The 12,410-nt window shown below is 67.1% G+C and carries 9 protein-coding genes; 7 read left to right on the top strand and 2 right to left on the bottom strand.

The window, feature by feature from the left end:
• Positions 1-20: 20 nt before the first annotated feature.
• Together KB874_RS12880 and KB874_RS12875 are read left to right on the top strand one after the other, a co-directional pair.
• Positions 21-2,678, top strand: a complete 2,658-nt coding sequence (locus KB874_RS12880) for a glycoside hydrolase family protein (RefSeq protein WP_212536967.1) — start codon at positions 21-23, stop codon at positions 2,676-2,678.
• Positions 2,679-3,277: 599 nt separating this feature from the next.
• On the top strand, positions 3,278-5,119 hold the full coding sequence (locus KB874_RS12875) for a feruloyl-CoA synthase (protein ID WP_212536966.1): 1,842 nt from the start codon (positions 3,278-3,280) through the stop codon (positions 5,117-5,119).
• A gap of 2 nt (positions 5,120-5,121) precedes the next feature.
• Here KB874_RS12875 and KB874_RS12870 read toward each other — a convergent pair whose 3' ends face one another.
• On the bottom strand, positions 5,122-6,768 hold the full coding sequence (locus KB874_RS12870) for an HAL/PAL/TAL family ammonia-lyase (protein ID WP_212536965.1): 1,647 nt from the start codon (positions 6,766-6,768) through the stop codon (positions 5,122-5,124).
• A 118-nt stretch (positions 6,769-6,886) separates the two neighbouring features.
• Between KB874_RS12870 and KB874_RS12865 the strand changes: the two genes are divergently transcribed.
• From KB874_RS12865 to KB874_RS12845, 5 genes are read left to right on the top strand one after another with little or no spacing between them, the layout of a single operon-like run.
• On the top strand, positions 6,887-7,894 hold the full coding sequence (locus tag KB874_RS12865) for a TRAP transporter substrate-binding protein (protein WP_212536964.1): 1,008 nt from the start codon (positions 6,887-6,889) through the stop codon (positions 7,892-7,894).
• Positions 7,895-7,934: 40 nt separating this feature from the next.
• Positions 7,935-8,459 (top strand): TRAP transporter small permease, encoded by a 525-nt coding sequence (locus KB874_RS12860; protein WP_212536963.1) that lies wholly within the window; start codon positions 7,935-7,937, stop codon positions 8,457-8,459.
• A complete protein-coding gene (locus KB874_RS12855; RefSeq protein ID WP_212536962.1) occupies positions 8,456-9,748 on the top strand; it encodes a TRAP transporter large permease in 1,293 nt (430 codons plus the stop codon). The genes KB874_RS12860 and KB874_RS12855 overlap by 4 nt, the downstream gene beginning before the upstream one ends.
• Entirely contained in the window at positions 9,745-11,442 is a 1,698-nt protein-coding gene (locus tag KB874_RS12850) for a dihydroxy-acid dehydratase (protein ID WP_212536961.1), read from the top strand. The genes KB874_RS12855 and KB874_RS12850 overlap by 4 nt, the downstream gene beginning before the upstream one ends.
• Positions 11,442-11,882, top strand: a complete 441-nt coding sequence (locus KB874_RS12845) for a nuclear transport factor 2 family protein (RefSeq protein ID WP_212536960.1) — start codon at positions 11,442-11,444, stop codon at positions 11,880-11,882. The genes KB874_RS12850 and KB874_RS12845 overlap by 1 nt, the downstream gene beginning before the upstream one ends.
• Here the strand turns inward: KB874_RS12845 and KB874_RS12840 are convergent, their stop codons facing one another.
• On the bottom strand, positions 11,883-12,350 hold the full coding sequence (locus tag KB874_RS12840) for a DUF3237 domain-containing protein (RefSeq protein WP_212536959.1): 468 nt from the start codon (positions 12,348-12,350) through the stop codon (positions 11,883-11,885).
• Between the last annotated feature and the right edge of the window lie 60 nt (positions 12,351-12,410).

Below are 12,410 nucleotides of genomic sequence, written 5' to 3'. Positions count from 1 at the left end.
GAAAGACAGGAGATCGTCCGATGCAAAACCGATTTCTGGACCGCAAGGCGTATCTGAGCGGCCTTTCGCCCACCACCGCGCGCAGCCGGGCATCCTCGCTGGCCAAGACTGCTTCGCGCGGTGGATCCCTACCCGCGATCACGCAAAGAAACCGCTTCGGCTTTGCCGTGCCGATGGCGGCGACCGACCGCGCGCTGGTGGTGCTGATGGAGAACGGCGGCATCGACCTGCAGATCGGCAGTTTCGTCGATGGCCTGCTGAGGGGCATCCCCGGCGGCAACTTGCTGCCCAACGCGGCGATCGACCCGCTTGTGTCCTATGTCGAGCAGCGCGTCCGTCAGGCGACCGACGCATTGCTGGAAAGCGCGGAAATGGTTCTGAACCGCTATTCCGCCGCCGCGCCCGACCCCTACGGCCAGGTCGTCGCACTGCGCAACGGAACGGCGCTTTACAACCAGCTCAAGGACACGCTCGTCCGTCTGACAGAGGCCAACAAGATCGTCGATCTGATGGTGCTGACCCACGGTAACTCCAGCGGCATCGTGCTGGAGGGCGGCCAGTTCGTCAGCGCCGGCATGATCTCGGAACTGCGCACCGTGCACAATGGCGGCCGTCCGCTCCGCCTGCGCGCGGTGTATCAGATGAATTGCGTCGGATCGGCGCTGAACCAGGCCTGGATCGACGCCGGCGCCAAGGTGGTGGTGGGATCTGCGCGCAACAATTTCATCCCCGAGCCGATGACCCATTTCTTCTTCCGCAACTGGAAGAACGGGCAATCCTTCACCGATGCGGTGACCGATGCCTACCAGCGCACCATCGACACCATCGAAAGCGTCATCACTTCCGGCCTGCGCACCGTCGTTCCGGGGGCCGCGCTGATCCCCGGCTTTGACACGCTGGTCGAACGTCTCGCCGATATCGCCAACCGGCAGTTCATCCTGGACAGCCGCCCGCTGATCACCGGCGATGGCACGCTGACAATCACATCCGACAGCCTCAGCTTCAGCCAGAGCCAACGGGTGCGCTCCTTCTCGATCGTCGCGATGGGTCATCGCAACGACCGGCTGCTCCTGCCGGGCGCGATGGAAGCGCCAGAACGGATCATGACGCACCAGATCTCGGATCGCGGGGTCGACTTCATCAAGGCTCACGAAGGCTTTCGCGGCGAACTCTACAACGATCCGGTCGGGCATTGCACGGTCGGCTACGGGCATCTCCTGCACCGGGGGAATTGCGACGGCCGAGCCTCGGAACAGCCGTATACCGACGGCATATCGGCGGCGCAGGCGACCGAATTGTTGCGCAGCGACCTGCACCAATTCGAAAGGGCCGTGAACGAGGCGGTCACCGTTCGGCTGAACCAGCACCAGTTCGACGCACTGGTCAGTTTCACCTTCAACGTCGGCATCGGGCGCAGCACCGCACCGGGACGTGAAGGAACCGGGTTCCTCGGCTCGACCCTGCTTCGGCGGCTCAATGCCGGCGAATACGATGCCGTACCGAGTGAGCTCGCGCGGTGGAACAAGGCGAGTGGCCGGGTTCTGCCGGGGCTCACCCGGCGGCGCGCAGCCGAGGGGCGGATGTTCACCTCGGGCGACTATTCCACCGGGCAGTCGTTCGGTCGGTCTATGGGCGACGATCCGATCGCCGAGGCCGCTTACGAGATCGAGGGCAACGAACGTCCCGACCTCGCGACGAACGCAAGCGTGGCGCGCGGCTTCGGCGTGTCGAATGTTCCCGTGATGGCACACTGCCCCGTTAACGCGGCTGACACGGCCAGCACGGCGCATTTTACTTTGTCGGAGTTCGAGTCGCGCGACGGCGCCGACACGCCGCGCGGTGTCGTCGGCAACCTGCAGTTGGTCATGGAGCAACTGGAGGTGCTGCGGTCAGCGTTGGGCGACAAGGCGATCACCATCACGTCGGGCTACCGCAGCCCGGCGCACAACACCGCTGTGGGCGGCGCCGAACACAGCCAGCACCTGTGCGGCCGCGCGGCGGACATCCGCGTCGCCGACACCACGCCCGTGCAGGTGCACGCCAAGATCGAGGAGTTGATCGCCGCCGGCCGGATGCGCCAGGGCGGGCTGGGGCTGTATGACAGCTTCGTCCACTACGACACCCGCGGCACGCGGGCGCGCTGGGACAACCGCAGCGCGCAGAGCCAGAGCCTGGGCGTCGATGAAATCGCCGCCGCGGCCCACGAGGTCGAAACCGGCGAGCGCCCGGATATCGGCCTGCCCGCCCACGCCATGTCCGGGCCGATCGCGGCGCATTGCCCGGTCAACACCGCGACCACCGCCAGTTCCGCGCATTTTACGCTGGCCGAGTTCGCCTCGCGAGACGGCGCGGCCACGCCCACCGGCACGATCGGCAACATCCAGGTGGTGATGAACCAGCTCGAGATCCTGCGCGCCGAACTGGGGGGCAAAGCGATCACCATCGTATCGGGCTATCGCAGTCCAGCGCACAACAGTGCCGTGGGAGGAGCGACGCGTAGCCAGCACCTGTGCGGGCGCGCGGCAGATATCCGGGTGGAGGATCACACGCCACAGCAGGTCCATGCCAAGATCGAAGAACTGATTGGCTCCGGCCGCATGCAACAGGGCGGACTGGGCCTTTACAGCAGCTTCGTCCACTACGATACGCGCGGCACACGCGCCCGCTGGACAGGATAGGATCGCGCCATGCCGGCGCCGAAGCCTTGATGCTTCGCCCTCTGTTTGCGTCCGGCAAGGCTGGCCCATGACGGCTTGCCGTATGGTAGCAGTCATGGATTCGCGCCTTACATTTTCGAAGTCGCGGCTGCCGGGGCAAAGCGCACAAGGGCGTGCCCGCCGCCGTTGTATCGTTGCTACGCGTGACGTGTTGCGTGACTTGGATCCCAAATTCGTGACATGCGGAGAAACCGTTTTCCTACCGCATGGCAGCCACCAGATGGGGCCGGATGTTCGTTCGGCGACCCGTCGAAGACCGGGAAGGCGCCCGCAGCGAAGCTGAAACCCGTCCCCGACCCGCAGCGAGCGCGGACTTCGAAGGACCAGGAGCGCCCCAGGCAGCGACCGGCCAGATGTAGACCCAGGGTCTGACGGCGGGTTCCGGCTTCCAACGGATCGTTGCGAAAGGGTCAAAGGGAACATCCCCTTCGGCCCTTAGGCAGACTCGCCCGGACGAAGCTGTTGCCTGGCGTGAAGGAAGGCACCAAAGTCGGCGAGGCAAGGCGAACGGAAGCCATCAAGCATATGATTACCGGACGCCATGGAGGGGGAGAACCACGATGAATGGGACCGCCGAAGAACCGAGACTGTGGGATCCGGTCATTCGCAGTGAAACGCGCGCGGACGGAAGCATCCTGATCTGGAACGAAGAACCGCTTGCCGCCTATCCGCGTTGCCTGACTGAACGGTTCCTGCACTGGGCCCGGACGACCCCGGATCACGTCTGGATGGCCGAGCGCGCAGCGGACCGATCCCTGGTCCGGATCACCTATGGCGAAGCGGCGCGCAAGATCGAGGCCATCGGATCGGCGCTCGTCGCGCGTGGACTGTCTTCCGAGAAACCGCTCATGATCCTTTCGGGCAACAGCATCGCCCATGCCCTGATGGCGCTCGGCGCGCAGCATGTCGGCGTGCCGTCGACCGCCCTCGCGCCGGCCTATGCGCTGACCGGCGGCGGATATCTGAAGCTCCGGGACATCGCTGGCCAGATCAGCCCGGGGATGATCTTTGCCGACGACGCGACCGTTTTCGGCCCGGCGATCCAGGCCGTCTTCGCCGCCAACATTCCCGTGGTCACGCAGACCGGAACGGTGCCCGGGCGCGAAACGCTGGCCTTCGACAGGCTGGCTCAGACGCCCCCGACGCCCGAAATGGCCAAGGCCCATGCCGCCATCGGGCCGGACACGGTGGCCAAGTTCCTGTTCACCTCAGGCACCACGGGCTCGCCCAAGGCGGTGATCCAGACCCAGCGCATGATCTGCTCCAACCCGCAGATGGACGCGCAGTGCTACCTGTTCATGAACGAAGAACCGCCGACCGTGGTGGACTGGGCGCCCTGGAACCACACTGCCAGCGGCAACCGCGTCTTTCACCTGGTGATCTATTTCGGCGGCACCTACATCATCGACGATGGCAAGCCCTCGCCGCGTGACATCGGTCGGACCATCGAGAACCTGCGGGAGTTCTCGCCCACCTGGTACTTCAACGTGCCGCTGGGCTACCAGATGCTGCTGGACGCGATGGAGACGGACAAGCGCCTGCGCGAGACGTTCTTCTCACGCCTCGGGATGCTGTTCTACGCCGGTGCCGGGATGAGCCAACCGGTCTGGGACCGCATCACGCGCGTGGCCCGCGACATGGTGCCGGGCGGCGTGCCGCTCTGCACGGGTTTCGGCTCGACCGAGACGGGGCCGGGCGCCCTGCTCTGGCACAAGAGCGAAAAGACGGCCGGGAACCTCGGGGTGCCCTTGCCGGGCGTGACGTTCAAGCTGGTGCCACAGGGCGACAAGATGGAGGGGCGCGTCAAGAGCCCGTCGGTGACGCCGGGATACTGGCGCAACCCGGAACTCACGCGCGAGGCGTTCGACGATGAGGGCTTCTATCGCTTTGGCGATGCGTTCCGCTTCGTCAAGGAAGGCGACGCATCGGCCGGGTTCTATTTCGACGGGCGACTTGCCGAGAATTTCAAGCTCGCCTCGGGCACGTGGGTGGCTGTCGGCCCCGTGCGGGCGAAGCTGACGGACGATCTGAAGGGGCTGGCCACCGATACCGTGATCGCGGGCGAGGGCCATCGGGAGTTGGGGGCGCTCGTCATGCCGGACTGGTCCGCCTTGGCCGCGCTGGTCAAGGACGAGGCCGTGACCGGAGAGGCGCTGCTGAACCACCCGACCGTTCGCGCCGTCGCGGCGGAACGGCTTGCGCAACACGCGGCGCAGGCGACGGGATCGGCCTCGCGTGTCACGCGGATGCTGTTCCTCGAGGTGCCGCTGTCCTTCGAAAAGGGCGAGGTGACCGACAAGGGGTCGGTCAACCAGCGCGCGGTCTTGCGCCACCGGGCCGACCTGGTCGAAAGCCTGTGGTCGGACGATCCGCGGGTGATCAGCCTCGGCCACCCGGCCTAGCGTCAGGCCCGGAACGCCTCCAGCGCATCGCGCACCGGCGTCAGCGCGGCATGGATCGCATCACGCCGCGCAACCGCGTCAAGGACGCCCTCGACCTTGGGTTGGATGAACCCGTCCATGTCGTCCCAGACAAGCGTCCGGCCCGCCTCCGGCTCGCCACCCGCCGCACAGCGCACCGCCTCGTACAGCGGGACGGTCGCGGGCGACAGGATCGTGCGGGCGTCGCAGGACCCCGTTTCGGTCAGCGCGCGCACCTCGACCGCCTGCACCCCGGTCAGAAGGGCGGCGGCCAGGAAATGCTCGGTCACGTCCATCTGGTCGCGGGCGAGGTTTGCAGCGTTCATCGCCTGGCTGTTGATGTTCTGGTTGTACATCTCGGCATGCGTCGGAAAGCGGTCGGCGACGCTCTGCCCCAGGTAGGAAATCTGCGTCGACATCTGGTTCATGCCGATATGCAGCGACTTCAGCCCGACATTCACCCCGGTTTTCATGTTGCCCACCAGCGCGGGCGTCAGACCGTTCGAAAAGGCCGGCGTGATCATAAGCGCGATCTGGCTGTCGATATGCTTGCACATCAGGCCGATGAAATAGCGCGTGCTGTCCATCGCGACGGCCGTGTATTGCGCAAGGAAATTGCCGGTGTGAAAGGTCTCGCCCGTCTCGGGGTCGATCAGCGGGTTGTCATTGGCGGTATTCGCCTCGGTCTCGACCTGCCGGGCGGCTGTGGCGAGGCCGTCGACGATCGGCCCCATGAACTGCGGCAGGCAGCGGATGCCGTAGCGGTCCTGGATCAGCCCGCCCTTGCGCGCCGCTCGGTCGCCCCCCGCCTCGGACCGGATCGTTTGCCCGCCCGCCAGCAGATCGGCCATGCGCGCGGCGGCCCAGACCTGGCCCGGATGCGGCTTCATCGCGTGGATATAGGGGGCAAAGCTCTGGTCCGTGGCCAGCAGCGCATGAGCGAACAGCGCATGGACGCCCAGCGACATGGCCAGCGCATCGAGCGCGCGGGTCATCACGTTGGCGGCCACGCCGGTCGAGGCGCCGGTGCCGTTGTTCAGCGCAAGGCCCTCCTTCGGCTCCGGGTCGATGGGCGCGAACCCGAGGCGGCCCAGCACCGTGACGCAGTCCAGCGTCTCGCCGTCCAGATCGACCAGGAACTCGGGCGACAGGCCCAGGATGGACCCGCCGATATAGCTGAGCGGCACCAGATCACCCGACGCGCCGATCGAGCCGCGCTGGTACATGTGCGGCGCGGCGCCCGCGTTGAGGAAGGCAACCAGCCGCTCGATCAGCTCCATCCGCACACCAGACGCGCCCCGCATCAGGGAATTCGCTCGCAGCAGCATCGCGGCGCGCACGTCCGCCTCGGGCAGGCGCGGGCCGGTCGTGGACTTGTGCTGCCACAGCGCGATGCGCTGCACGTCGATCAGCTGTTCGCGCGTCACATGCACGTCCGCCATCCCCCCGAACAGCGTCGTCACGCCATAGATCTCCTCGCCGCGCTCGACCGCGCCCGCGATCCGCTGGCGCGAGCCGCGCACCCGCGCCAGCACCGCCGGATCGTCGCTGATCGCGACGGGGGCGCGGCCGCGGGCCACGGCGTCGATGGCGGCCAGCGTCAGGCCCGTTCCGTCCAGCGTGATCGTCATCCCGTCCTCCCGGCATCGCACGGCCCGTCCATCAGGCTTGCCGCAACACTCTGCATCGGCCATGGTCTGACGACAATCCGGCCGGTTCGAGTCGGAACAATGACATGGGAGGAAGATCATGAAGATCCGGACACTGATGGCCGGCGCCATGGCTGGCGCGCTTGCGGCGGGGGGCGCGTTCGCGCAAGAGGTCACGCTGCGGCTGTCGCACTGGGTGCCGCCGACGCACCCGATCCAGACGATGGGGATCGAACCCTGGGTTCAGTCGCTGACCGAGGCCTCGGGCGGGCGCATCGGCGTCACGATCTTCCCGGCGCAGCAACTCGGCGCGGCGCCCGACCATTACGACATGGCGCGCGACGGCATCGCCGACATCACCTACACGAACCCGGGCTACCAGGCCGGGCGTTTCCCGATCTACAGCCTGATCGAAATCCCGTTCCAGACGAAGAACGCCACCGGCGGCGCGCAGGCGCTGCATGAATGGTATGCGCCCCTCGCCGAGACCGAGATGGCCGACGTCAAGTTCTGCCTCGCCAACCCGCACGATCCGGGCACGTTCCACTCGAAGAACCCGATCAAGGTTCCGGCCGACATCTCGGGTCTGAACGTGCGCCCCGCCCATGCCACGATGTCGCGCTTCGTCAGCCTGCTGGGCGGCGGTCCGGTGCAGGTGCCCGCCCCCGAGGCGCGCGAGGCAATTGCCAACGGCACCGCCGATGCGATCACCTTCCCGTGGAACTCGATCTACATCTTCGGCATCGACAGCGCCACGAAGAACCACCTCGACATGCCCTTCTACATCTCGGCGCAGCTGCTGCTGATCAACAAGGACACCTACAACGGCATGCCCGAGGACCTGCGCGCGATCCTCGACGATCACTGCACGCCGGAATGGTCGCGCCGCTTCTCCGAAGGCTGGGCCGCGAACGAGGCGGGTGGCCGTCAGAAGATGATCGATAGCGGCGAGCACACGCTCTACGCGCCGACCGACGAGGAAGTGCAGATGTGGCGCGACGCCGCCGCGCCGCTGCTCGACCAGTGGAGGGCGGATGTGGGCGCCGACGCGCAGGCGATCTACGACAGCTACATGGAAGCGCTCGATCGCAACGACGCACGCTTCTGAGCCAGTGGCGGGCGGCCCCGCGCCGCCCGCATCTCCGCCGATGTTACAGCTTCAACGCATTCTCGAACGCATCTCGCACGGGATCGAGGTGGTGGCCGGCCTCATCATGGGGCTGGTGACGCTGCTTGTCGTCGCATCGGCGGTCGGGCGATACCTGTTCGCCTATCCCCTGCCCGACGCCTTCGACATGTCCCGCCTGCTGCTAGGCGCGGCGATCATGTGGGGTTTTGCCAGCGTCGGCTATCGCGGATCCCACATCAAGGTCGACCTCCTGGCCGAGCGCCTGCCCAAAGGGCCGCGCCGCTGGGTCGATGCCTTTGCCTGGACCCTTCTGCTGATCTTCACCACGCTGCTGGCCTGGAAAATGTTCGGCCGCGTGTCGAGCGCGGCGGGCAGCGGCGAGTCGACGATGGACCTGCGCCTGCCCGCCTGGCCGATGATGGGTTTCATCTGGCTGGGCGTTGCGGTCAGCCTGCCCGCGATCCTCGCGCGCCTTCTGTTGATCGTGACCGGGCGCGGATCGCTGGACCACTTTGACAGCATCGACGTGAAGGACGACGCATGAGCGGAGACCTGGTTGCCATCTGCGGGTTTGCCGCGCTCTTCGCGATGATGATCCTGCGCGTGCCGGTCGGCATCGCCATGGGTCTGGTCGGCGTGGCGGGCTTCGCGGGCATCACCGGATGGAAACCGGCGCTGAACCTGCTGGCGCAGTCGCCGATCCGCACCGTCACCGATTTCAACCTGACGCTGATCCCCTTCTTCGTTCTGATGGGCGTGCTGGCCACCAATTCCGGCATGTCGCGCGAGCTGTTCCGGGCCGGACGGCACTGGTTCGGCCCCATGAGGGGCGGCATGGCCATGTCGACCATCGGCGCCTGCGCGGGCTTCGCGGCGATCTGCGGCTCTTCCGTCGCCACCGCCGCGACCATGACCAAGATCGCCCTGCCCGAGATGAAGAAGGCGGGCTATCCCGACGACGTCTCGACCGGCGTCATCGCCGCGGGCGGCACGCTGGGCATCCTGATCCCGCCCTCGGTCGTGCTGGCGGTCTATGGCTATATCACCGAACAGGACGTGGGCGTTCTGTTCATTGCCGGGATCGTGCCGGGCCTGCTGGCGATCCTGATGTACATGGGCGCGGTCCGCCTGGCCTACGGCCGCCGCCTGCCCGCGGGCGAGCGGTTCGACCTGCGCGAGGCGCTGCGCAGCCTCGCGGGCGTCTGGGCGGTGATGCTGCTCTTCGTGCTCATCATCGGCTCGATCTATTTCGGCGTGACGACGGCGACAGAGGCCGCCGCCGTCGGATCGTTTCTGACGGCTCTGATCGGCTTCGTGCGGGGACGTCTGACGCCGCGCCTGCTGCTCGAAAGCCTGATCGAGGCGCTGCGCACCTCGGTCGCGATCTACACCATCCTGATCGGCGCGATCCTGTTCGGTTATTTCCTGGCGATCACGCAGAGCCCGCAGAAGATCACCGCCTGGCTGGTGGCGCTGGACCTCGGCGCCTATGGCACGCTGGCCCTGATCCTGGTGCTCTTCGTCATCATGGGCTGCATCCTGGATGCGATGGCGATGATCATCCTGCTGGTGCCCATCGTCTTTCCCATCGTCACGCAACTGGGCTTCGATCCGATCTGGTTCGGGGTCATCATCGTGATGACGGTGGAGTTGGGCCTGATCACGCCGCCCGTGGGAATGAACGTCTTCGTCATCAACTCCATCGCGCGGGCGATCCCGCTGACGACGATCTTCCGCGGCGTCCTGCCCTTCGTTGCCGCAGACCTCGTGCGGCTGGTCCTGCTGGTCGCCTTTCCGGCGCTGGTGCTCTGGCTGCCGCAGACCATGCGATGAGACGGTTTCCCACGATCTACTCCACCCTCATGCGGGAGAACGCCAAGGCGTTCCTCTATGGCATGGGCATGACGGACGAGGACATCGCGAAACCGCAGATCGCCGTGGCGCATACCGGCGGCGGGATGAGTCCCTGCAACATGAACCTCGCCGCGCAGGCGGCCCATGCGGCCGAGGGCGTGGCTGCTGCGGGCGGCTATCCGCACGAGACGCCAGTTGTCTCGGTGTCGGACGGGCTGACCATGGCGCATCCCGGCATGCGCTTTTCGCTGATCTCGCGCGAGCTGATCGCCGACAGCGTCGAGGCGACCATGCGGGCGCATTGCTGGGACGGGCTCTTGTCCATCGGCGGCTGCGACAAGAACCTGCCGGGGCTGATGATGGGCCTTGTCCGGGTCAACGCGCCGGGCGTTTTCCTGCATGGCGGGGCGACGCTGCCTGGCCGCGTGCGCGGGCGCGATGTCTCGGCGCTGGACGCGTTCGAGACCATCGGGCGCATGATCGCCGGAGAGGCCGACCGGGAAGAACTCGAGGATTACCAGCGCCACGCCATCCCCGGCCCCGGCGCCTGCGCGGGCCAGTTCACCGCGAACACGATGGGCATGGTGTCCGAGGCACTGGGCCTGTCGCCCGTGGGCGTATCTATGGTGCCCGCCGCCGACCCGTCGCGCCCCGCTCTGATGCACGCGGCGGCGCGGGCGCTGATCGCCGCCATCGAGGGCGACGGGCCGCGCCCCCGCGCCATCGTCACCCGTACCGCCATCGAGAACGCCTGCGCCATCGTCGCGGCCACCGGCGGGTCGACCAATGCTGCCCTGCACATCCCCGCCATCGCGCATGAGGCCGGGATCGACTTCGGCATCGAGGACGCAGCCAAGGTGTTCCAGCGGACGCCGCTGATCGGCAACCTGTCACCCGGCGGCAAATACCTGGCCGCACATGTCCACGCAGTCGGGGGCACGCCCGTGATCCTGCGCGAACTGATCGCGGGCGGGTATATAGACGGCGCGGCACTGACCGTCACCGGGCAGACGCTGGCCGAGGCGGTGGCGCAGGCCCCTGCCCCGGATGGCGAGATCGTGCGCCCCACCGCAAGGCCCATCGCCCCCACCGGCGGGGTCGTCGTGCTGACCGGCAATCTCTGCCCGAAAGGCGCGCTGCTGAAGGTCGCGGGTCTGCCCTCGCTAACCTTCCGGGGCCCGGCGCGGGTCTTCGACGGCGAAGCGCCGGCGCAGCGGGCAGTGGAAACCCGCACCTATCGCGAGGGCGAGGTGCTGGTAGTGCGCGGCGAAGGGCCCAAGGGCTCGCCCGGCATGAAGGAGATGCTGGGCATCACCGCACTGCTTTATGGGCAGGGCATGGGGGCCAAGACCGCGCTACTGACCGACGGGCGCTTTTCCGGAGCGTCGCGCGGCATGTGCATCGGCTATGCCTCGCCCGAGGCGGCGGCGGACGGCCCCATCGCGCTGGTCGAGGACGGCGACATCATCACCATCGACGCGCGCCCCGGCGTGGCGAGCATCACGCTGGAGGTGGACGAGGCCACGCTGGCCCGCCGCCGCGCCGCGCGCGGCCCGGTGCAGCCGCCGCGCCATGGCGGGCTGCTGGAGAAATACGCCGCCTGCGTGCAGGGGGCCGAGCGCGGCGCGGTCACGCATTCCGGCGCCGTGGACACAAGCGGAGATATCGACTGATGGAACCCAACCCCTACGATCCCTGGGCGCGTGACGACCTGACCGAGAACGAAAGGACCGTCCTGCGCTTCATGGGCGAGGTCATGCATGGCGATAACCTGTCGCTCCTCGATGAACTCGTGGCCGAGGATTACATCCAGCATACGCCGGGCATCGGTCAGGGCCGCGGGGGCGTGCGCAAGTATATCGAGGAAGTCGGCCACCGCCGTCCGGGCCGGCACGACTGGCGCCCGGTGCAGATCTTTTCCTGCGGCGACATGGTGATCCTGCACAAGATCAGCGCGACCCATGTCTTTGCCGATTTCGTGCGGTTCAACGACAAGGGCCAGATGGCCGAACACTGGGACGTGGTGCAGCCGCATCCCGAACCGGGCTACGACCCGATGCGGCGGTCGACCGAGAACCTCGACCGGTTCCGCAAGCTCTTCAACCTCGACTGATCACTCCAGCGCGAAAAGCGACACGACCACCTTGCCATCCAGCCGCGCGCCGGTGCCGACGAAGAGCGTGCGGTTGACCCAGTCATAACGCGCGTCGCCGGTTTCCAGCCGCGCATGGGTGCGCATGTAGTAGGACGCGGGGTCGACCGTCTCGCCCTGCGCGATCGCCGCGATGACCTCCTTCGGGCCGTGGCGGTAGCCGTAGTTGATGATCTCGATGGTCGCGCCGTCGTCGGTCTGCATCGCGTAGCGCGTGTCGAGTTCGGCCATGCCGTTCTCGAAGATCGTCTGCCAGTCCGCGCCGAGGTTCAGGATCCGCCCGTTGAGCCGTGGCCCCGAGACCCGCCCGCCGACGATGGGAACGATCCGGCGCTGACCGGCACGGCCGGACCCCATTTCCCGGATCGGGTCGAGTTCGACCTCCAGGTCGCAGACATGGCTCAGTGCTGGCGCGGCAAGTATCGGCATGACGTCACTCCGTGGTTTCGGGCCAGCGCGCGCTTCGCCTGGCAGCAGACCCATCCGGCT

Origin of the sequence: Thetidibacter halocola (assembly GCF_018224955.1) — a bacterium.
Lineage (GTDB): Bacteria > Pseudomonadota > Alphaproteobacteria > Rhodobacterales > Rhodobacteraceae > Thetidibacter > Thetidibacter halocola.
Note: the sequence above shows the minus strand (reverse complement) of the source record. Positions and strands in the feature narration are given on the sequence as shown.

Excerpts from the sequence above, each read along its gene's own strand:
- KB874_RS12880 (WP_212536967.1), top strand. The coding sequence starts at position 21 with ATGCAAAACCGATTTCTGGACCGCAAGGCGTATCTGAGCGGCCTTTCG.
- KB874_RS12875 (WP_212536966.1), top strand. The coding sequence starts at position 3,278 with ATGAATGGGACCGCCGAAGAACCGAGACTGTGGGATCCGGTCATTCGC.
- KB874_RS12870 (WP_212536965.1), bottom strand. The coding sequence starts at position 6,768 with ATGACGATCACGCTGGACGGAACGGGCCTGACGCTGGCCGCCATCGAC.
- KB874_RS12865 (WP_212536964.1), top strand. The coding sequence starts at position 6,887 with ATGAAGATCCGGACACTGATGGCCGGCGCCATGGCTGGCGCGCTTGCG.
- KB874_RS12860 (WP_212536963.1), top strand. The coding sequence starts at position 7,935 with ATGTTACAGCTTCAACGCATTCTCGAACGCATCTCGCACGGGATCGAG.
- KB874_RS12855 (WP_212536962.1), top strand. The coding sequence starts at position 8,456 with ATGAGCGGAGACCTGGTTGCCATCTGCGGGTTTGCCGCGCTCTTCGCG.
- KB874_RS12850 (WP_212536961.1), top strand. The coding sequence starts at position 9,745 with ATGAGACGGTTTCCCACGATCTACTCCACCCTCATGCGGGAGAACGCC.
- KB874_RS12845 (WP_212536960.1), top strand. The coding sequence starts at position 11,442 with ATGGAACCCAACCCCTACGATCCCTGGGCGCGTGACGACCTGACCGAG.
- KB874_RS12840 (WP_212536959.1), bottom strand. The coding sequence starts at position 12,350 with ATGCCGATACTTGCCGCGCCAGCACTGAGCCATGTCTGCGACCTGGAG.